Below are 19,972 nucleotides of genomic sequence, written 5' to 3'. Positions count from 1 at the left end.
GGGAGTCAACCTCATGCCGGTGACGCGGAGGTAATCTCCGGGCGCGGGTTCGGCGGCCCGAGGCCACGCAGCCGGGCGCGGACCGCGTGCCCGACCAGTCCGGGCCGGAACAGCAGCAGCGGCGTCGCCATGAGGTGGTAGACGCGGGACAGGCTGTCCGACGCCAGGGTGTCGCCGTGCGCGGCGAGGCGCCCGAGCTCCCCGCCCCACCAGCCCAGCACCGCTTCGACGCGGGTGGGCGGCGCGCCGACGCTGGTCGGGAAGCGTCGGTCCTCACCGGTCGCGACGCTCCACGGCACCGCCAGGACGCGGGCGAACGCGCGCAGCAGCCGGCGCTCGTCACCCGGCCGCAGACCACGCTCGAGCGTCCGGCGCAGCGCCAGCGCCTCCTGCGCCGCCACGGTGACGCCCTGGCCGTAGATCGGGTCGAACGCGCACAGGGCGTCCCCCACGACGAGCAGCCCGGCGGGCCAGCCGGGCACCCGCTCGTAGTGGTGGCGCCGGTTGTCGGTCTGCCGGTGCAGCGCGACCTCACCGACCGGGTGACCCGTCGAGACGACCTCGCTGATCGCGGGGTCGCGCAGGCCGCGCCGGAACCGGTCGAACGCGTCGGGGTCCCGAGGTGGGCGGTCGTCCCCGGTCCCCACCAGACCCACCAGCCACCGACCGCCCTCGATCGGCAGGGCGATCCCGCCGGTCGGGTGGCTCGGCGTCGCGAGGAGCACCACTCCCCGACCCCGAGGGACCCCGGGTCGACCGCGTACTGCCGGGTCGCGTAGCCGATCCGGGCGTCCACCCGGGTCGTGGGCGCCGACGGGACCCCGGCGGCGGCCAGCCACACCGGCAGGCGCGAGGACCGGCCGCCGGCGTCGACCACCAGGTCGGCCGGCTCGCTGGTCCCGTCCTCCAGCCGGACCGACCACGGCCGTACCGACCGCGGCCGTACCGAGCTCCGAGGGCTTGCCTCCCCCGCCCGGGCGAGCCCGTCGACCCGGACCCCGTCGCGCACCCGGACACCGGGAAGCGCCCGCACGCGAGCCATGACGAGGTGCTCGAACAGCGGCCGGCTCGCCGACAGGATCTCGAACTCCGGTCGGCCGAACGGGGACCATCCGCTCTCCGCGAGCCAGGCGACGTCGCCCGTGTCGAGCGGCACCGCGCCGGCGGCCCGCAGCTCCGCCTCGAACCCGGGCAGCAGCTCCTCGACCGCCAGCAGCCCGCGCCGCAAGATCACGTGCGCGTGCCGCCCCTGCGGGACGCCGTCCCGGGGCCGCGGCGAGTCCGGCAGGACGTCGCGCTCGACCACGGTCACCGACCAGCCGGCCGCGGCCCCCGCTGCCGCGGCGAACGCGCCCGCGAGGCTCGCGCCGATCACGACCATGCGCCGCTGGGTCACTACGCCCCCTCGCCTGCGTGGGTCGGGCCCGTGGCACGCGCACCGGGACCGGCGCCGGGTACCCGCACCGCCGACGAGCGCGGGCACGGGCACCGGTCCGTGAACGGTAGGCGCCGCACCCGGGCCACGACCAGCCCTCACCGGCACAACCCGGGCACTGCCTCCCGGGCGGCGGTGCCCGCACGGGGCAGGATGCGCGGCATGCCCCGACAGCTCGAGCCCGACCGACGCCCGGACCGCCCCGCGGAACGCTGGGTGCGCGCGGTCGCCCTCGCCGCGCTCGCCGCGGGGTGCTGGTTCGCGTGGCTCGGCTGGGACGACACGTACCAGGTCGACCCGGCGACGGGCGTGGCGTCCGGGCCCTACGAGACGTGGCAGGTGGTCGGCGCGGTCGTGACCCTGGCGGTCGTGGCCGGGGTCGGCGCGCGCTGGGCCGGTGCCCGGCCCACGGTCGTGGGGGTGACGGCCGGGTTCACCGTCGCGTGGTCGGTCACCGCGGCCTCCGCCGACGACACCGGCCTGTGGCTGGTCGGGGCACTTCTCGTCCTGGTCGGGGTGGCGCTGCTGTCCGGGCTCGTCGCCCTCGCCACCGGGGTCAGCCGGCGTCGGCCGACCGAGCGCGGTGACGAGGGCGACCGGCCCGCGCGCTAGGCGCGGGCGCTGACGGACGTGGGCCGGCGGGCCCCCGCGGCGTCCGGCGTGTCGGACGCCGCGACCTGCCCCGGTGTGCGCTCCCGGACGGCGGCGATGGCGACGGTCGCGAGCAGGACCACGACGACGAAGAGCCCCAACCCGGACACCCCGCGCGGGTGCACCCACTGCCAGGCCACGGCGAGGACCGCAGCCACGCCGATCGCCGCGGTGAGCGCGGCCCCGGCGACCGCGCGGCGGCGGGCGTCGGTGGTGATCGCCTGCCGGGAGCGGGTGCCGACCAGGGTCAGGGTGACCAGGACGGCGAGGTTGACGCCCATGCCGACCCACACCGGGTGCACGCCGGAGAAGAACCCGGTCGGCTGCCAGCCACCGAGGTGGTACCAGGTCAGGCCGGTGACGAACCCGGACGTCAGGGCGGCGTAGACCGCCGTGCGGGTGGCGAGCGGCCAGAACAGGGCCGCGACCACGGGCGCGAGCGTGGACCCGTTGCGCAGCGTCCAGGCCAGGACGTTCCACCAGGCCGACTGCTCGGTGCGCAGGAAGCCGAACACGATCATGAGGACGGTCAGGGCGACCAGCGACCAGCGCGTCCACCGCACGAGGTCGGCCTCGCTCGCACGCGGGCGGATCGCCGAGCCGACGTCCCGGCCCAGGCTGGTGGCGCCGGAGAACTGGCACGGGGCGCCCCACCCGAGGGCGCAGGCCCAGATCCCGAGGACGAACACGCCGGCGACCGGCGCCGGGACCACCTCGGCGATGTAGAGCGGGATCGCGACGAGCCCGAGATCCTGCCCCGGGACGACGATCGCGGCGGCCACCCCGAGGCCGACACCGAGGATGATGAACGGCAGCCCGAAGCCGGCGGCGATGAACAGGCCCTGGCGGCCCTCCTCCGGGGTCCGGCAGGACAGCGACATCTGGAACGCGGCCTGGGCGAGGATAACGTTGACGACGAACGTGCCGAACCAGGCGATGATCAGCGGGCTGCCGGCGTTCGACCAGCTCGCGAGCTCGGGGGCGTCGGCGAGCGCCGTCGTCAGCCCCGACCAGCCCGGCCGGGCGAGGATGGCGACGGCCCCGATGCTGAGCATGAGCGCGAAGACGACGCAGTTCGCCGTCTGGGTCAGTGCCACCGAGCGCATGCCACCGGCCCACAGGTACGCGAGCAGCAGCACGGCGGTGAACACGACCGCGAGCTGGATCGACAGCCCGGTGAAGGCGTGCAGCGCGGACGCGAACGCGATGGCGGTCGCGACCGACCACATGGGGAAGGTGACCGCCGTGATGGCGCCGGCGAGCGCGCGTGGCCCACGGCCGAAGCGGTCCCCGATGAGCCCGGACACCGTGACGACGAGCCGGCGGCGCAGCGGCGCGACGAGCAGCAGGGCGATGAGGAGGATCTGCACGGTCTCGGCGACGCCGTACCAGACGGCCGAGATGCCGGTGCGGTAGCTGAGCTCGGTGATCGCGATGAAGGACGACCCGGAGAACAGCCCGGTGATGCAGAACGCGACCGTCCAGCGGCTGAAGGACCGCCCGCCGACGAAGAAGCCCTCGCGGGCCTGACCCGCGCGACCGGCCCGCCGACCCAGGACGACGAGCAGCAGCGTGTACCCGAGGGCGAGCCCGACCGCCCAGGCCCCGACGGCGGTCATCGGACGACCCACTCGACCCGGGCGTCGACGTCGGCCGCGCGGATGAGGGTCAGCGCGGGGCAGCGCGCCTCGACCGAGGTCTGCAGGCGGGCGACGTCGTCGGGGGTGTGCTCGCCCAGGCCGACCTCCACCCGGGTGCGGACGTCCTGGTAGTACGGGCGGACGCCGGGGACGCCGCCGAACCCGCGGGAGTCCATGACCGCCTCGGAGTGCAGCGCGAGGCTGTGCAGCCCGAGGCCGAGCTCGCCGGCGACGGTCTCGACGACGACCGCGAGGCAGCCGTCGAGGCCGGCGAGGATCAGCTCCATCGGGGTGGGCGCGCTGTCGTCGCCGCCGACCTTCTCCGGCTCGCCGGTCGCGAGGTCGAAGTGCCGGACGGTCAGCCGGGTGCGCTGCCGGCCCTCCCAGACGCCGTCGGCGCGGAGGGTCTTGAGGCGTGGGCCGTCCGGGGCGGGGGCTGCGGTGGGCGCGGACGTGGAGGTGGTCATGCCGGTGCCTTTCGGGGCTGCGGGTCCGGGTGGGCTGCGGTGGATGAGCTGTGGATGCGCAGGCGGGTGCGCGGCCCCTGGCCGGGCGACGGTGGTCGCCGGGCGAGGCGGGTGCGCGGCAGCCGGCCGGGCGACGGTGGTCGCCGGGCGGGGCGCCGCGGAGCGTCCGGGCGCGCAGCGGCGCGACGCGGACGGGGCGGGGCGACGGGTCCTCGGCGCGCCGGGGGCGCGCGGACCGTCAGGGGGCCGTCAGCGACAGCGCATGGCCACCGCACCCGCGGACGAGCACATTCGTGCGACGACGACGTCGCACGGCCCGGTCGGCAGGGAGTTCAGTGGCATGGCACGACGATGACACTGGTCACCGCCCGTGAGACAGAGCGTCTCATCCACTGGAACCCTGGGCTGCCGACCTGCTTCGGGCGGCGTTCCCGCCCGTGGAGACGGTGCGCCGAGGACCGCCGGTCGCACCTACAGTTCGGCCGGACGACCTGGAGGGGCTCCGTGCTGGACCTGGACCGAGCAGCGATGACCGCACCGACCACCCGACCGCCGGCACGGCGCGCCCTGGCCCGGTGGGGTGCCGCCGCGGTCGCTGGGGTCGCCCTCGCCGCCTGGGGGGTCGCGACGATCACCCCGGTGCTCTACGTCGCCGGCTGCGTGCTGGTCGCGCTCACCGCCGCAGCCGTCGCACGTGCTCTCACGCGACGGCACACCCCGCGCTGGTCGGTCCTCGTCGGCGGTGCCGTGGCCGTCGCGGTCCTGCTCGCGACGGTCGGTGGACCGTGGTGGACCGCCCGGGGTACCGGCGACGAGGTCCGGTGGAGCGTGACGCTGCGCGACACCCCGGACGGGGTCGCCGCGATCGACGGGGCCGTGGTCGTCGCCGGGCCGTGGGGCGCCGACCTGGTCGACCTCGCCGACGGGGCCGTGACCGAGCTCGTGGCGGACGCCGCGGTCGTCGGTGCCTCCGATGCGGGCGCCGGCCTCGTCGTGCTGACCGGCCCGGACGCCGTCCGCCTCGTCGACCGTGCGGGGCACGAGCGGTGGCGGCTGGAGCGGTTCGCCGACGGCGGCCCGGTCAACGCCGTCGCCGCGGACGACGGCACCGTCGTCGTGGCCCGGCGAGATCCGGACGACGGCTCCGGCACCGTGCAGGCGCTCGCCCCGGACGGCTCGGCGCTCTGGTCGCGCGAGGGCGCGACCTACAACCCGGGCCTGGACGTCCCGGCGCCCGGCGCACCGGGCCGGCTGGAACTCCCGACCGTCGCACTCGTCCGCCTCGCCGGCGACGAGGACGTCACCGCGATGGACGCACGGACCGGATCCGTCCTGCCGTCGCCCGTCGGGCACCGGCCCATGGCAGCCGCGGGCTCGACCGTGCTGTGGACGACGCCCGCCGCGGACCCCTCACGGGCCGCTCGGTGCCGTGCGACGGCCGTCACCGGCGACGCCGAGCAGTGGTCTGCCTCCGTGCCGTGCGTGGACCGCGTCGTGCACACCGACACCGAGCGCGTCGTCTACCGGCTCACCGGGACGGCCGATCCCGACGAGGAGCGGACGGCGTCCGGGGCGACGAGAAGCCCGTCGTCACCCTCGACCTGACGACCGGGGAGGTCGCCGAGATCCCGGCCGATCCTGTCCCCTCCTGGCGTGGACGGGACTACGCCGACTCGGTGAGCAACGACGTCGTCCTCACCCACGACACCGCGAACACCTCCACGGTGAACGCCACCGCGCCGGGCTCCGGCGAGCGGCTGTGGCGGTTCCGGCCCGCCGGTCCCGACACCGGCCCGGCGCCGGGGACGACCCTCGGGCGAGGTGCCGTCGCCATGCTCTCCCGGCCGCTCGGCCACAACCCCCTGCTGCCCCGGACCGACCGGGACCAGGTCACCGTGCTCGATGCCACCACGGGCACCGTGACGGGCATGCTGCGCGCCGGTCGCGTCTGGGACATCGCGCCGACGGCGCCCGGCCAGGCACTGGTCGTGACGGAGGAGCGCACGCAGACGGGTGACCGGGTCCTCGAGTACGTGGCCACCCTCGTCGGACCCGCGGGATGACCCCCGTGACGACGGGGGGCACGGCGAGCCTTCGGCGCCGCCCGACGTGGGTCGCCGCCGTCGACGACCGGCCCCTGCTGCTCGTCGTCCTGGGCATGCTGCTGTTCAGCGTCGGCCCCGTCCTCGTCGGGGCGTCCACCGGCTCGGGCGCCGTCCTGTCGTTCTACCGGCTGTGGATCGGCGCGGCCGTCCTCGGCGTCACCCTGCTGTGGCGTCGCCGCACGCACGCCGTCGTGACGAGCCGGGTGGGCTGGCGGTGGGCCGCGCTCGCCGGGATCGCGTTCGGGATCCACCAGCTCCTGTTCATGGTCGCGATCAAGGCGACCTCGGTGGTCGACGTGACCCTCATGCAGGTGGTCGCCCCCGTGCTGGTCGGCGTCCTCGCGCGCGTCCTGTTCGGCGAGCGTCCCGGTGTCGCGTTCCGGCTGTGGTCGGGGCTCGCCGTCCTCGGCGCGGGGGTGGTGGTCGTGGCCGGCACCTCCGGCCCGGACGGGGACCCGGTGGGCATGTCGCTGGCCTTCGCGAACGTCGTCTTCGCGGCCGTCTACGTCGTGTGGTCCAAGCGGGCGATGAGCCACATCGGCGCTCTGCCGTTCCTCTTCGGCGTCGGGGTGGTCGCGGCGCTGACCGTCTCGGTCTACGTCTTGGTCGCGGGTGAGCCGGTCGCGGACGTGGGCGGTCGGGACCTGTCGATCGCCGCGGCGATCGCGGTCGTCCCGGGGGTGCTCGGGCACTTCCTGTCGACGTACCCGCTCAGCCGGGTCGCGGCGAACATCCCGCCGGTCGTGCAGCTGGCCGTCCCGTTCATCTCCGGCGCCCTGGCCTGGCTGCTGCTCGGTGAGCGCATCACCGCCCTCCACGTGCTCGGCGGCGTGGTGTCCGTGGCCGGCGTGGTGGGTGCGCTGTCGTCCTCGGGCGGGCGCAGGCTGCGGGCCGCGGCCCGTCCGGCGGAGGGCTAACCGGCGTCCACCACGCCCGCGCTGCCCCCACCGCGCCGTACGGGCTCGGCGGCGGCGACGAAGCCGTCCGGGGTGAGCTCGATGCCGGTGGCGGCGCCGATCTCCGGGTTGTCCGCGAACGTGTGCCCGAGCGCCTCGAGGTCGGTCCGGGGGAACGTCGGCTCGGCCTGCACGCTCGCGGTGTTGCGCTGCGTGGCCCGGGGAGCGGCGATCGCCTCGGGCAGGGTCATGCCGAGGTCGAGGCGGTTGACCAGCACCTGCAGGACGGTCGTGATGATCGTCGAGCCCCCCGGCGTGCCGACCGCGAGGACCGGACGGCCGTCGTCGAGCACGATGGTCGGCGCCATGGAGCTGCGCGGTCGCTTGCCGGGGCCGGGCAGGTTGGGGTCGGCGCCGCCCTGGCCGTCGGTGAAGTTGAAGTCGGTCAGCTCGTTGTTGAGCAGGAAGCCGCGGTCCGGCACGACGATGCCGTTGCCGCCGGTCGACTCGATGGTCAGCGTGTAGGCGACCACGTTGCCCCACCGGTCCGCGGTGGTCAGGTGCGTCGTGGACAGCCCCTCGCCGTCCCCGGCGTCGGTGCCGGGACCGGCCGGCGCGGGGTCGCACGGGGCGTACTCGCCGTCCGGGCTGCCGGCGGGGACCGGCTTGGGCGCCGCGGCCTCGCCGATGAGGCACGCCCGTTCGGCGGCGAAGTCGTCGGAGAGCAGCTCGCCGAGCGGGACGTCGACGACGTCGCTGTCGCCGACGTACCGGTTGCGGTCGGCGAAGGCGAGCGCGCTCGCCTCGAGGTAGTGGTGCAGGGCCTGCGTCCGGCTCAGCGCACCGACGTCGACCGTCTCCAGGATGTTCAGCGCCTCCCCCACGGTCGACCCGCCGGACGACGGCGGTGCCATCCCGTACACGTCGAGCCCGCGGTAGCTCACGTGCGTCGGCTCGCGCAGCGGGGCGGTGTAGGCGGCCAGGTCGCCGAGCTGCATGAGCCCGGGGCGGACGGTCAGCGTGGTGCCCGGGACGGTGGGCGGCGACTGGACCGTGTCGACGATCTCCTGGGCGAGCTCACCGGTGTACAGCGCCTGGACGCCGTCCTTGGCGATCAGCCGGTAGGTGTCGGCGAGGTCGCGGTTGCGGAACACCGAGCCGACCTCGGGCGGGGCGCCACCGGGCAGGAAGAGCTCGGCCGTGGACGTGAAGGCGGCGAAGCGGTCGGCGTTGGCCGCCGTCTGGTCGGCGAAGGTCTGGTCGACGACGAACCCGCGGCGCGCGACCGCGATCGCGGGGTGCAGCGCCTGGCGCAGGTTCATGGTCCCCCACCGCTCGAGCGCGGTCGCCCACGTCGCCGGGGTGCCGGGCACGCCGGCCGACAGGCCCGAGGTGACGGCCTCGCCGAACGGGATCGGCGCGCCGTCCTCGACGAACGCGTCGGGGCCCATCGTCAACGGCGCGGTCTCGCGGCCGTCGATGGTGTGCACCTGCCCGGTCGCGGCGTCGAAGTACACGAAGAACCCGCCCCCGCCGATGCCGGCCGAGTACGGCTCGGTGACGCCCAGGGTCGCGGCGGCCGCGACGGCGGCGTCCACCGCGTTGCCGCCCCGCCGCAGGACCTGGAGGCCGGCGGCGGTGGCCTCCGCGTCGACGGTGGCGACCGCCCCGCCGGTGCCGACGGCGACCGGGACCTTGTCCTCGGTGCGGACGGCCGCGGCCGGCGCCGTGCCGGTCGCGAGGACGAGGACGACGGCGGCGAGTGCGCCGAGTGCTGCGGGCTGCCGGGACGAGCGCATGGGGGGCTCCTGGGGCGAGGTGGCGCGGGATCTCGTCCTACCACCTACTGGTGAGTACGCCCAGGGGTTCCCGGCGCGCCGGACGGGCGCACGTCGGCGCGGCGCCCTAGCGTCACGGGTGCGGCGCGGCACCACCGCCGGTGCGCGCCGTCGTCCCGCCACCCCGAGGAGATCCGTGCCCGACCGCGTCCTGTCCCGTCCGTCCGCTGCGAGGTCGGCCCGATGAGGTTCGCCCTGGTCGGCTGCGGCGTCATCGCCCCCACCCATGTCCGCGCGCTGCGCGACGCTCGGTGGCCAGGCCGAGCTCGTCGCCTGCTCCGACGTCGTCCCCGAGCGCGCCGAGGCGCTCGCCGCCGAGTTCGGGCTGACTGCCACGCCGTACGCCGACGTGCTCGCCGACCCGGCCATCGACGCCGTCACGGTCTGCACGCCCAGCGGTCTGCACGCGGAGGTCGGCGTGCCGGCGCTGCTCGCCGGCAAGCACGTCGTCGTCGAGAAGCCGATGGAGGTGACCCTGAAGGCGTGCGACCGCCTGCTCGCCGCGCAGGCGCAGTCGGGCGCGACGCTCGCCGTGATCTCCCAGCACCGCTTCGACGCCGCGTCGCAGGTGGTCAAGGCCGCGCTCGACGACGGCGACCTCGGCCGCCTCGTCCTGGCCGAGGCGCGGGTGCCGTGGTACCGGACGCAGGAGTACTACGACTCGGGCGAGTGGCGCGGCACGTACGCGCTGGACGGTGGCGGCGCGCTGATGAACCAGGGCGTGCACACCCTGGACCTGCTGCGGTGGATCTGCGGCCCGGTGACCTCCGTGTACGCCACCGCGCGGACGGCGACCCACGAGCGCATCGAGGTCGAGGACGTCGTCTGCGCGACCCTGCAGTTCGCGAACGGCGCGGTCGGCACCCTCATGGCGACCACGAGCGCGTACCCCGGCTTCCCCGCGACGCTGTCGGTGTACGGGACCGGTGGCGGCGCGTCGATCGAGGGCGACCGCCTCGCCACGCTGGCGACCGTCGACGGCAGGACGAGCGGTGGCGAGAGCGCGAACGCGCACGCCGTCCAGATCGCGACCGGCGGCACCCGCGCGGCGACCGCCGCGGTCGATGAGGCCACGCTGGAGGCGGCCGAGGAGCCCGGGCCCGACGGGTGGGGTCAGGCGCACAGCGCGCAGCTCGCCGACTTCATCACGGCAGCCGCGGCAGGCAGGCGGCCGCTCGTCGACGGGGTCGAGGGCCGGCACGCGGTCGAGCTCGTGCAGGCCGTCTACCGGTCCGCACGCACGGGGGTGCCGGTCACGCCCTGAGCGCGTCAGGCGCCGCCGGACGCACGACCGTTCGAGTGCTGCTGCCGGTCGCGGGCCGGCCGTCTCTCATCGCGGCACCGCGCCGAGCCGATGGGCCGATGTGCCGCTGCCTCTCGACGACCTGCCCCGTTCCCCGACGGGCCGGGTCCCGCAGTGGGTCCTCGACGAGGCCACCGGCCATTCCCGGGTGGTGGACGGCTGGCGCCAGCATGCGTCCCCCGTCGGCTATCGGGCGGGCCGACCCGTCGCGAACCCGCGCCGCCCGATCGTGCGGCGAGGGTTCGTCGTCGCCCTCATCGCGACCCTGGTCGGAGCCGGTGTCGTCGTGGTCGGGCTGTCACCCGACCACGGCGCCGGTGTCCGTCGAGCGATCGAGGACTGGGCCTGGACGGCGCAGCGTGGGCCGCTGCCGCCCGCCGGCAGCCGCAGATTTCCCGCCCCGGGGTACGAGGAGCAGGCAACCCGTGTGCTCGCCGGACCCGTCCCGCCGGCGACCGGTGGCAGTCACGAGTTCAGCGGTACGCAGACGCCCGACGGAGCACAAGCCCCCGTGACGTGGTCGCCGTGTCGTCCCATCCACTACGTGGTCGACGCGACGGGCGCGCCACCGACCTTCGCCGCCGACGTCGGCCGGGCCGTCGCCGAGCTCTCCGCGGCAACTGGGCTGTCGTTCGTCGACGATGGCGCCACGACGGAGGGCCCGGCGGACAGCCGTGAGTCCTTCCAGCCCGACCGGTACGGCGACCGCTGGGCACCGGTCCTCATCGGCGTGACGGGCCCGGCGACCGTCCCGGACCTCGCGGGCGACGTCGCGGGCGTCGGCGGGGCCACGTCGGCGGTGGACCCGCGAACGGGAACCATGCACTACGTGTCCGGAATCGTGTACCTCGACGTCGACGTGTTCTTGAAGCCCCCGACGACCGCCGAACCGGCATACCTCCCGATCCTCCGCCACGAGCTGGGGCACCTGGTCGGGCTCGCGCACACCGAGGACAGCACCCAGCTGATGCACCCCGTCACGTCGGACGTCGTCTCGTTCCAGGCCGGCGACCTCGCAGGCCTCGCCGCGCTCGGCCGGGGCCCCTGCGCACCGGGGCTGTAGGCCCCTCGAACCGAGGGATCGTTCCCGGTGAGGCGGACGTTCCCCTGCGGTCCACCGACCGCGGCGTCACCCGTCCGAGGGCGGCACGAACTCAGCCCGACGGGGCAGCCGGTCCTCACACCGCGGGCAGGTCCCGCCGCCGGAAGCCGACGACGGCGAGCACGGCGAGGGCGGCCGCGAGCGCCGTCAGCGCGAGCAGCGGTCCGGCGGTGACGTCCTCGATCGGCACGCGCGGGACGGCGTCGAACGGGTCGACCGCCGCGACGCCGTCGGGCACGTCCAGCAGCGGACCGAAGACGCCCACGACGAACCCGAGCGTCAGCAGGACCCACGGCAGCGGCGCGGCGGCGCGCGGCACCCAGGCGTACAGCGCCGCGGTCAGGGCGAGGTACACCGCGAGCCCGGGGAGGTACACCAGCACCGCGGTGACGAACGTGCCGGGGCCGGGGTCGCCGACGCCGACGAGCACCGCACCGAGCCAGATCGTCCCGCCGGTCGTGACGGCGAGGACGGCCGTGCCCAGCGCCGCCACCCCGACCTGGGCGGCGAACCACCGGGTGCGCGAGACCGGCAGGCCGAGCACCGGCTCGAGGCGCCCGGCGGACTCCTCGCTGCGCGCCCGCAGCACCGCGGCGATGCCGTACCCCGCCGCGAGCAGCATCCCGAACAGCATCATGACCGCGACGAATCCCCCGACGAGCTGGTCGCGTCCGCCGAACAGGGCGAGCAGCTCGGGGTTCGTCCGCGACACCTCGGCGAACATCTCCTCCACGCCCTCGACGTACGTGCCGGACGCCGTCCACAGCAGGCCGAGCCCGAGCGTCCACCACAGGAGTGCGACCCGCTGCTGCCGCCAGGCCAGCGCGAACGGCGACCGCAGGGTCCGGGCGGCGTCGGCCCGGCCCGGGCGGGTGGCGAGCAGACCCGCGCCGACGTCGCGGCGGGACGCGAGGAGCGTGCCCACCACCAGCAGCACGGCGACCAGAGCGACGTGCAGGGCGAGAGGCCACCAGCGCAGGTCGACGAAGGCGCGCATCTGCTGCGCCCAGCCGACCGGTGACGTCCACGAGAGCCACGAGCCGTGGGTCTGCTGCATGTCCCCCAGCGCACGGGCCATGTACGCGGCGCCGAGGACGGCGACGCCCAGGCCGGTCGCGGCGCGCGCGTGCTCGGTGAGCTGCGCGACGACGACGCCGACGGCGGCGAACACGACGCCGACGAGGGTGGTGGCAAGGCCGACCGCGAGCGAGTCCGCCACGGCGAGCCCACCGCCAACCATCACCGCCGCGCTGAGGAGCCCGATGGCGACGTCGGCGATGAGGACGGCGAGGAACGCCGCCGCAGCCGGCGCGTGGCGGCCGACGGCGCCCGCACGGACGAGCTCGGCGCGGCCGCTCTCCTCCTCGGCGCGGGTCGTGCGCACGACCTGCAGGACGCCCAGGAGCGCGACCGCGATCGCGACCCAGCCGATGAGCTCGTTGGAGAGCATCGCCCCGATCGTGTAGTCGTCGAGGCCGTACCCGGGGCCGCCCATGAGGGTGCTGACCGGGCTGCCCATGAGGGCAGCCCGGGACTGCCGCTCCTCGGCGGTCGTGTACAGCGCGGAGAGCGCGGTGACGAAGTACGCGTAGAGGGCCGTGACGGAGCCGGTCCACACCGCGAGCCGGACCCGGTCGCGGCGCAGGACGAACCGAAGCAGGGTGCCGGTGCCGGTCAGGTCCACCGCGGCGGCTCGCGGGGCGCCCGCGCCGTGCGGGACGGCGCGCGGCGGGGCGGTCGTCGTGGCGGTCATCGCGCACCTGCCGCGGCCGCCGGGACGTCCTCGCGGTCCGCAAGGGCGTCGCCGTAGTGGCGCATGAAGAGCTCCTCGAGCGAGGGCGGCGTCGCCGTGAAGCCGTGCACGTCCACGGCACCGAGCGCGCGCAGGACGCCGCTCATCCGGTCGTCGTCCACGTCGAAGCGCAGTCGTGTGCCCCGGGCGTCGGGCTCCGTCACGAGGTTGTGCACGCCGGGGAGCGCGGCGATCGCGCCCGGGTGGCCGGCGAGGACGACGTCGACCGTGGACCGGGTGAGGTGCCGCAGCTCGTGCAGCGTGCCGGACTCGACCGCGCGCCCGCCGCGGATGATGGTGACGGTGTCGCACACCTTCTCGACCTCGTGGAGGATGTGGCTGCTCAGCAGCACCGACCGTCCCTCGGACTTCAACTCACGCAGGAGGTCGGTGAACACCGCCTCCATGAGCGGGTCGAGGCCGGACGTCGGCTCGTCCAGGACGAGCAGCTCGACCTCCGAGGCGAACGCGGCGACCAGCGCCACCTTCTGACGGTTGCCCTTGGACAGGGTGCGCGACCGCTTCGTCGGGTCGAGCTCGAAGCGCTCGAGCAGCTCGCTCTTGCGGCGGGGGTCGACCGGACCGCGCAGGCGGGTGATCAGGTCGATCGCCTCGCCGCCGGTGAGGTTGGGCCAGAGGCTGACGTCGCCGGGCACGTAGGCGAGCCGGCGGTGCAGCGCGACGGCGTCCGCCCACGGATCACCGCCGAGCAGGCGCACGGTGCCGGCGTCGGCGCGCAGGAGGCCGAGCAGCACCCGCAGCGTCGTGGACTTGCCGGCGCCGTTGGGGCCGAGGAAGCCGGCGACCTCGCCGGCGGCGACGGTCAGGTCGAGACCGTCGAGGGCGCGCACGGCGCCGAACGCCTTGTGCAGCCCGTGGATGTCGATGGCGGGCGCGGAGGCGCCCGGGGTGGTGGTGGTCATGTCGTGCCTCGTTCACCGAAGGGTGGTGCGGGTCGAGCGGTGTGTCGCCCGGGGGCGAGGTGTCAGCGAGCGTCCTCGTCGCGCGCACCCGGCGGGTCGGAGACGTAGTCGAGGTAGTCCTCGAGCATCCGGCGCGTGGTGAGGAAGCCCTCGGTGTGGAGCTCGAGAGCGGGCAGGGCGATCGCGTCGAAGTGGCGGCGCAGGACCCCCGCCAGGTCCGCCGGGTCCGCCGGCGGGTCGAGGGCGGCCTGGAGGAGGGTCGCGCCGAGGGACGACAGGACGAGATAGCGCGCCCGGGCCCGCTCGTCGCGGCTGGGGACGATCACGCCGGCCGCGACGCCGGCACCGACGTACTCGACGGCGTCGTCGACCATGTGGTCGACGAAGGCCTTGGCCAACGGCCCGCCGTGCTGCAGGGAGCGCAGGACGTAGCCGAACGTCGGGGCGAACTGCTCGGCGGTGGCCAGGTACTCCAGGAAGCGACCGCCGCCGCCCTGGGCGAGGCTCTCGTGCTTGGCGTGGCGGATGTCGGCGAGGACCTGGGCGTCGCACTCCGCGCGCAGCCCGTCCTTCGTCCCGAAGTGGTGGATCACCAGCCCGGCGCTGACGCCGGCGTCGGCGGCGATGGTGCGCAGCGGCGTGGCGAACCCGTCGCGCCCGAACCGCGCCACGGCGGCGTCCCGGATGCGCGCGCGCGTCGTCAGGTCGTCGGCGGCGACCTGACGGGGCGGGCGGGACGGACTGGCTGAACGCACGTACAGCACGCTATACGCGTGTTCAGCACAGGTTCAAGAGGCTGGGCGCCGTGGTGACCCGTCCGGCGGGATGTTGGTGTTGACGTGGAAGACGTTCGCGGGGTCGTACCGGCGCTTGACGTCCACGAGCCGCGCGTACGCCGCGCGTCGCCGTAGAGCGCACGCAGGTCGACCGGGCGGTGGCCCGCGATCGTGCGGCCCTCGAAGTTCACGTACTGCCCGCCCGTCGCGAAGGGCGCCATGTCGTCGGCGAGGCCGCGGACGAAGCGGATGCGGTCGTCGTCGTCGGCGGGGTCGGCCCAGAACCCGTAGACGTTGAGCCAGAACCCGGCGTCCCGCCGGGGAACGGGGTCGCCGCCTGCGGCACGCGGCCGAACGCGCCGCCCATGTGGTGCACGTCGAACGCCGTGCCCGGCCACCGCTGCTCCGCGCCACGGCGCACGAGCACCTCGATGACGTCGTCGTCGAGCCGGTCGAAGGACGTGTTGCGCCAGTAGGCGCGCACGCCGCGGGGGAAGGCGGGGTCGAAGGCGGACTGCCACTCCAGCCAGGAGACCTCCCCGACGTCGTCGTCGACGTCGGGTGCCGCCCGGCTCCGCAGCGCGTCGACCAGCGCCCGGGCCGGGGCGCGGTCCGCGTCCGCCCAGGCGAACCCGACGATCAGCAGCGGCTCGTCGCCCGCCTCCATCAGCGCGGGCGGTGTGAGGGTCGTGGTGATCGTCGTCATGGCATCCGGCAGGTCACGGGTCCACTCGCGCAGCGCGGTCCACGCCTCACGCCAGCGCTCGACGCCGTAGACGAGGTTCCCGCCGAGCACCGTCGGTCCCAGCGGGTGGGCGCGGAACGTGAACGCGGTGACGACGCCGAAGTTCCCGCCACCACCGCGCAGCGCCCAGAGCAGGTCCGGGTGGTGAGTGTCGTCGACCGTGAGGCGCTCCCCGTCCGCGGTGACGAGCTCGACGGACAGGAGGTTGTCCGCGGCGAGGCCGTGCGGGCGGGTGAGCCAGCCCAGCCCTCCGCCCAGGGTGAGGCCGGCGATGCCCGTGCCGGAGACGACGCCGATCGGCACCGCGAGGTCGTGGCGTGCGGTCGCGGCGTCGACGTGCGCGAGGGTGGCACCTGCGGCCACCCGCACGGTGCACCGCTCCGCGTCCACCTCGACCGCGGTGAGCTCGCCGAGGTCGAGGACGACGCCGCCGTCCACGCTGCCGTTGCCGGCGACGTTGTGGCCCCCGCCGCGGATGGCGAGGTCCAGGCCGTGGGCGCGGGCGAAGGCGATGGTCGGGGCGACGTCGTCAGGGTGCGCGGCACGGACGACCACGCCGGGGCGGTGGTCGATCATGCCGTTCCACACCGCACGCGCGAGGTCGAAGCCGTCGTCGGCGGCACCGACCACCCGGCCCCGGACGCGGGCGCGCAAGCCGTGCAGGAGGTCGTCGGTCAGCGGTGCGGGGCTCATGGCACCCTCCGGATGTCTGTCCGTGCGGATGGTCGGGCCGCGCCGACCCGTGCCGTGCCGTGCCGTGAGCGGGACCACGCACCCGCCGACCCGACGGCCCCGTCCGCGCCGCGCCCGGTCGCCGCACCGGGAGGGGCGAGCCGCGCCTGCGCGCGGAACCGGACCGCCACCATGGCGCCAGCCACGCGGGCCGCGCCGAGACCTGTGATCTGCGTCTCGTCCACCAGGCTAGCGAGGCGCCGGGGCCCACCGATAGCCCCGGGGACCGTGCGCACCGTGGTCCTCCGTCGGGCTCGGCACCCTCCGTCGGACGGGGCGGTGCGTCAGTAGCATCCGCGAGATGACGATCCTGGTCAGCGCCTACCCGGCGCTCCTCACCCCTGAGCCCACCGACCCGGTCGCCGTGCGCGCGGTGTACGCACGGCTGCACGACGTCCCGGGCATCGGCGCGGTGGAGCTGCCGCTCGACGCGGACGGCGGGTTGCCGGACGCCGACCTCGTCCTGCCGCTGATCCCGGCGCACTGGGACGTCGTCCTCACGACGGTGCCGGGCACCATGGCACGGATGGCGCAGGACCCCACGTTCGGCCTCGCGTCGCCCGACGACCGCGGCGGCGACGCCGCCGTCGACCACCTGCAGCGCTGCCTGTCGACGGCGGCGCGGATCGACGCGGGCCTGGGGCGGCGCGCCGTCACGGCGATCGGGGTCGTCTCCGCACCGACCCGCCCCGGGACGACGTCGCCGCACGAGTCGACGGACGGCTCGGCGGACAGGGCGGCGACCGACGGCGCACGCGCGGCCCGGTTCGCCGAGCGCCTGGCCGGCGTGCTCGACGCCGGCGCCCGCACCGGCATCCACACCCGCACCGGCGCCGGGGGCGTCCGGGTGCTGGTGGAGCACTGCGACGCCCGCGTCCCGGGTCAGCCGCCGGCGAAGGGTTCCTCGACCTCGCCGCCGAGATCGACGTCGTCGTCGCGCTGCGCGCCGCGGGGCACGCGTCGGCGGGGCTCGTCGTGAACTGGGGCCGTTCGGCGCTCGAGGCCCGCTCCGCCCGCGGGCCGGTCGACCACGTCGCCCGGGCCGCGCGGGCGGGTGTCCTGGTCGGTGTGGTCCTGTCCGGCTGCGCGGACCGCGACGGCGCGTTCGGCCCGGCCTGGGCGGACGCCCACCCCCGCTGCGGGACCTGCCGGCACCGGCGGGCGAGCCGGCGTCGCTCCTCACCGACGACGCGGTCCGTGCCACCCTCGCGGCCGCCGGGCCGGTGGACCTCGTGGGCGTGAAGGTCGCCGTCCGGCCGCACGACCCGGGCCCCGCCGAGCGGGCGTCGGCGGTCGCGCGGAACGTCGAGCGCGTGATGGCGCTCGCGGGTTAGACCCGCGACCAGCCCGTCCCCCGGCGGGTGGCCCGGGGGTGACCGTCCCCGCCGCCGTGAGCCGGCCGAGGGTGCTGCGGATCGTCCCGTCACCGATCCCGGGCAGCGCCTCGCGCAGGTCGGCCATCGTGAAGGTCGTCGGCGCCCCGTGCAGGACGTAGTCGACCACCCGGTCCCGCTTGCTCCCGGGCGATACTCCCGGGTCCCGGCGGGGCCGCGGCGGTCGGGCGAAGTGGTCGAGCACGTGCTGCGGCAGGGGCGGCACGTCGCGCGGTCGCGAGCCGTCCCGCAGCGACTCCGCGGCGAGCGCGCCGGCGGCGACCGCCTCCCGGGCGGCGACGGGGGAGACGACGGTCGGGACGCCGTCGACCACGAGGTCGAGGAACTCGCGCATCGTCAGCAGGTCGGCGTCGGCGTGGCCGCTGACGACGCCCTCGATGGGGTACTCCCGGTCCCCCGCGACCTGCCACTCGTGCCGGCGGTCCCACACCTTCACGACGCCGCCCGCGGTGTCGCCGACGTTCTCCAGCCGCCCCTCGGTGCCGATGACCGTGTAGTTGCGCCAGTAGTCCGGCGTGAAGTGGCACTGCTGGTAGCTCGCCATCACCCCGTTGTCGAGCTGCATGAGCATCATCGAGACGTCCTCGACGTCGACGACGGGGTTCATCCCGGTCTGCGCCGCCGGCGGCCAGTTGTCGAAGGAGAACCAGTCCGGCATGGTCTGGCCGACGCGCTCGCGGCGGTCGGTGATCCCGCCGTAGATCATGAGGTCGCCCATGCCGACCACGCGGCGGCTGTAGCCCGAGGCGAGGTAGTGCACGACGTCGATGTCGTGGCTCGCCTTCTGCAGCAGCAGCGTCCCGGTCTTGCTGCGGTCGGCGTGCCAGTCCTTGAAGTAGTAGTCGCCGCCGTTGCCGACGAAGTGCCGCACCCACACGGCCTTGACCTCGCCGATCTCGCCCCGCTCGATGACCGCGCGCATGGCTCGGACCACCCCGGAGTGACGGAAGTTGTGCCCGACGTACAGCGGCACGCCGGTGTCGACCGCGGCGGTCAGCACCCGGTCGGCGTCGGCGAGCGTGGTCGCCAGGGGCTTCTCGACGTAGACCGCGACGCCCGCGCGCAGCAGGTCGACGGCGATGTCGGCGTGGGTGTGGTCGGGGGTGCAGAGGATGGCCGCGTCGATGCCGCCGGCCGCGAGCAGGGCGTGGTGGTCGGCGTGCACGGTGACGTCGCCGAACAGCTCGCGGGCCCGACGCCGCCCGGCCTCCTCGGTGTCGACCGCGGCGACGACACGCGCGTCCGGTCGTGCGACGGCGACGTGCAGGGCGATCTGCGCGCGCGAGCCCGTCCCGATGACGGCGACGGCGAGCCCCGCCGCGGACGGCCGGCTCACCGGTCCGTCCCGCCGACACGCTCGGGCACAGCCTGCGCCGACCTCGACCCGGCGTCCGCGACGACGACCTCGACCCCGGCGGCGTCGAGGTCCGCGGCCAGGTCGTCCGGCACGGCGGCGTCGGTCACGAGCGCGTCGGCGTGGTCGAGCGGCACGATCCGCGCGAAGGTCGCCCGCCCCAGCTTGGTGGAGTCGGCCACGACGACGACGCGGCGCGCGGCGGCGGCGAGCCGGCGGCTCACCTCGGCCTCCCCCTCGTCGACGGTCGTGGCGCCGGCGGCGGTGAGACCGTCCACCCCGAGCACCGCGAGGTCGAGGCTGAGGTCCCGCAGCGCGCAGCCGACGAGCGGTCCGACCAGCTCGTACGACTGGCGCCGGGGCACGCCCCCGTGACCACGATCTTCACGTGCTCGCGCACCGACAGCTCGTAGGCGATGTTCAGCGCGTTCGTCACGATCGTCACCCCCGGTGAGCCGGCCGAGGTGCGCAGCCGCTCGTCCCGGCCGAGCGCCCGGGCGACCTCGGTCGTCGTCGTGCCGCCGTTGAGGCCGACGCAGTCCCCGGCGCTCACCATGGTGGCCACCGTGCGGGCGATCGCCGCCTTGCCCTCGGCCTGCCGCGCGGACCGGTACTGCAGCGGGAGCTCGTAGCCGGACCCCAGCGCGGACGCGCCGCCGTGCGTGCGGGTCACCAGGCGCTGGTCGGCGAGGACGCCGAGGTCGCGCCGCACCGTCGCGCTGGACACCCCGAGGGCGTCGCCGACCTCCGCGATGGTCACGCTGCCCCGGCGGCCGACCAACTCGAGCACGGCGGTGAGGCGTTGCTGCTGCGTCACGG

16 protein-coding genes and 2 pseudogenes are annotated in these 19,972 nt (G+C 75.6%); 7 read left to right on the top strand and 11 right to left on the bottom strand.

Features of this window, described 5'->3' with window-relative positions:
• Positions 1-11: 11 nt before the first annotated feature.
• Positions 12-728, bottom strand: coding sequence for a hypothetical protein (locus REH70_RS04680; protein ID WP_310752715.1), 717 nt, complete (start codon positions 726-728; stop codon positions 12-14).
• A gap of 869 nt (positions 729-1,597) precedes the next feature.
• On the opposite strand from REH70_RS04680, the gene REH70_RS04675 reads away from it, so the two are divergent.
• The gene (locus tag REH70_RS04675; protein ID WP_310752714.1) at positions 1,598-2,047 is read left to right on the top strand and encodes a hypothetical protein; all 450 of its coding nucleotides are present in this window, start codon (positions 1,598-1,600) and stop codon (positions 2,045-2,047) included.
• Here REH70_RS04675 and REH70_RS04670 read toward each other — a convergent pair.
• The gene (locus tag REH70_RS04670) at positions 2,044-3,705 is read right to left on the bottom strand and encodes a sodium:solute symporter family protein (protein ID WP_310752713.1); all 1,662 of its coding nucleotides are present in this window, start codon (positions 3,703-3,705) and stop codon (positions 2,044-2,046) included. The genes REH70_RS04675 and REH70_RS04670 overlap by 4 nt on opposite strands.
• Positions 3,702-4,193: an OsmC family protein gene (locus REH70_RS04665; RefSeq protein ID WP_310752711.1), complete on the bottom strand. Its 492-nt coding sequence runs from the start codon at positions 4,191-4,193 to the stop codon at positions 3,702-3,704. The genes REH70_RS04670 and REH70_RS04665 overlap by 4 nt, the downstream gene beginning before the upstream one ends.
• A gap of 528 nt (positions 4,194-4,721) precedes the next feature.
• Here REH70_RS04665 and REH70_RS04660 point away from each other — a divergent pair.
• The 3 genes from REH70_RS04660 to REH70_RS04650 all read left to right on the top strand — a co-directional run bounded on the left by REH70_RS04660 (position 4,722) and on the right by REH70_RS04650 (position 7,215).
• Entirely contained in the window at positions 4,722-5,798 is a 1,077-nt protein-coding gene (locus REH70_RS04660) for a hypothetical protein (RefSeq protein WP_310752708.1), read from the top strand.
• 71 nt (positions 5,799-5,869) lie between these two features.
• Positions 5,870-6,256, top strand: coding sequence for a hypothetical protein (locus tag REH70_RS04655; protein ID WP_310752706.1), 387 nt, complete (start codon positions 5,870-5,872; stop codon positions 6,254-6,256).
• A 5-nt stretch (positions 6,257-6,261) separates the two neighbouring features.
• On the top strand, positions 6,262-7,215 hold the full coding sequence (locus REH70_RS04650; RefSeq protein ID WP_310752704.1) for a DMT family transporter: 954 nt from the start codon (positions 6,262-6,264) through the stop codon (positions 7,213-7,215).
• On the opposite strand, the gene ggt is transcribed toward REH70_RS04650, so the two are convergent.
• Positions 7,212-8,993, bottom strand: coding sequence for a gamma-glutamyltransferase (ggt, locus tag REH70_RS04645; RefSeq protein WP_310752702.1), 1,782 nt, complete (start codon positions 8,991-8,993; stop codon positions 7,212-7,214). The two genes, REH70_RS04650 and ggt, sit on opposite strands and share 4 nt — an antisense overlap.
• Before the next feature lie 265 nt (positions 8,994-9,258).
• Between ggt and REH70_RS04640 the strand changes: the two genes are divergently transcribed.
• Positions 9,259-10,296 carry a Gfo/Idh/MocA family oxidoreductase gene (locus tag REH70_RS04640; protein ID WP_310752699.1) on the top strand — a complete coding sequence of 346 codons (1,038 nt, stop codon included), beginning with the start codon at positions 9,259-9,261 and terminating at the stop codon, positions 10,294-10,296.
• Positions 10,297-10,396: 100 nt separating this feature from the next.
• Complete coding sequence (locus tag REH70_RS04635) at positions 10,397-11,398, top strand: matrixin family metalloprotease (RefSeq protein ID WP_310752697.1); 1,002 nt, start codon at positions 10,397-10,399, stop codon at positions 11,396-11,398.
• Between the two features lie 115 nt (positions 11,399-11,513).
• On the opposite strand, the gene REH70_RS04630 is transcribed toward REH70_RS04635, so the two are convergent.
• The 5 genes from REH70_RS04630 to REH70_RS04610 all read right to left on the bottom strand — a co-directional run bounded on the left by REH70_RS04630 (position 11,514) and on the right by REH70_RS04610 (position 16,366).
• Entirely contained in the window at positions 11,514-13,190 is a 1,677-nt protein-coding gene (locus REH70_RS04630; RefSeq protein ID WP_310752695.1) for a hypothetical protein, read from the bottom strand.
• Positions 13,187-14,152 (bottom strand): ABC transporter ATP-binding protein, encoded by a 966-nt coding sequence (locus REH70_RS04625; RefSeq protein WP_310752693.1) that lies wholly within the window; start codon positions 14,150-14,152, stop codon positions 13,187-13,189. The genes REH70_RS04630 and REH70_RS04625 overlap by 4 nt, the downstream gene beginning before the upstream one ends.
• A gap of 62 nt (positions 14,153-14,214) precedes the next feature.
• Positions 14,215-14,907: a TetR family transcriptional regulator gene (locus REH70_RS04620; RefSeq protein ID WP_310752691.1), complete on the bottom strand. Its 693-nt coding sequence runs from the start codon at positions 14,905-14,907 to the stop codon at positions 14,215-14,217.
• A gap of 33 nt (positions 14,908-14,940) precedes the next feature.
• Positions 14,941-15,033, bottom strand: a complete 93-nt coding sequence (locus REH70_RS04615; RefSeq protein ID WP_310752689.1) for a BBE domain-containing protein — start codon at positions 15,031-15,033, stop codon at positions 14,941-14,943.
• Positions 15,034-15,115: 82 nt separating this feature from the next.
• On the bottom strand, positions 15,116-16,366 hold the full coding sequence (locus REH70_RS04610) for an FAD-binding oxidoreductase (RefSeq protein WP_310752687.1): 1,251 nt from the start codon (positions 16,364-16,366) through the stop codon (positions 15,116-15,118).
• A gap of 340 nt (positions 16,367-16,706) precedes the next feature.
• On the opposite strand from REH70_RS04610, the pseudogene REH70_RS04605 reads away from it, so the two are divergent.
• A pseudogene (locus REH70_RS04605) lies at positions 16,707-17,647 on the top strand (DUF4862 family protein).
• Here REH70_RS04605 and REH70_RS04600 read toward each other — a convergent pair.
• Positions 17,585-19,135, bottom strand: a complete 1,551-nt coding sequence (locus REH70_RS04600; RefSeq protein WP_310752683.1) for a Gfo/Idh/MocA family oxidoreductase — start codon at positions 19,133-19,135, stop codon at positions 17,585-17,587. The pseudogene REH70_RS04605 and the gene REH70_RS04600 overlap by 63 nt on opposite strands.
• Positions 19,132-19,913 (bottom strand): annotated as a pseudogene (locus REH70_RS04595) (DeoR/GlpR family DNA-binding transcription regulator). The gene REH70_RS04600 and the pseudogene REH70_RS04595 overlap by 4 nt, the downstream one beginning before the upstream one ends.
• Positions 19,914-19,972 lie beyond the last annotated feature (59 nt).

It is taken from the genome of Cellulomonas sp. ATA003 (assembly GCF_031582905.1).
GTDB lineage: Bacteria > Actinomycetota > Actinomycetes > Actinomycetales > Cellulomonadaceae > Pengzhenrongella.
This window is presented reverse-complemented; position numbering and strand designations above follow the sequence as displayed.

Excerpts from the sequence above, each read along its gene's own strand:
- REH70_RS04630 (WP_310752695.1), bottom strand. The coding sequence starts at position 13,190 with ATGACCGCCACGACGACCGCCCCGCCGCGCGCCGTCCCGCACGGCGCG.
- REH70_RS04665 (WP_310752711.1), bottom strand. The coding sequence starts at position 4,193 with ATGACCACCTCCACGTCCGCGCCCACCGCAGCCCCCGCCCCGGACGGC.
- REH70_RS04670 (WP_310752713.1), bottom strand. The coding sequence starts at position 3,705 with ATGACCGCCGTCGGGGCCTGGGCGGTCGGGCTCGCCCTCGGGTACACG.
- REH70_RS04610 (WP_310752687.1), bottom strand. The coding sequence starts at position 16,366 with ATGAGCCCCGCACCGCTGACCGACGACCTCCTGCACGGCTTGCGCGCC.
- REH70_RS04640 (WP_310752699.1), top strand. The coding sequence starts at position 9,259 with ATGTCCGCGCGCTGCGCGACGCTCGGTGGCCAGGCCGAGCTCGTCGCC.
- ggt (WP_310752702.1), bottom strand. The coding sequence starts at position 8,993 with ATGCGCTCGTCCCGGCAGCCCGCAGCACTCGGCGCACTCGCCGCCGTC.
- REH70_RS04660 (WP_310752708.1), top strand. The coding sequence starts at position 4,722 with ATGACCGCACCGACCACCCGACCGCCGGCACGGCGCGCCCTGGCCCGG.
- REH70_RS04675 (WP_310752714.1), top strand. The coding sequence starts at position 1,598 with ATGCCCCGACAGCTCGAGCCCGACCGACGCCCGGACCGCCCCGCGGAA.
- REH70_RS04625 (WP_310752693.1), bottom strand. The coding sequence starts at position 14,152 with ATGACCACCACCACCCCGGGCGCCTCCGCGCCCGCCATCGACATCCAC.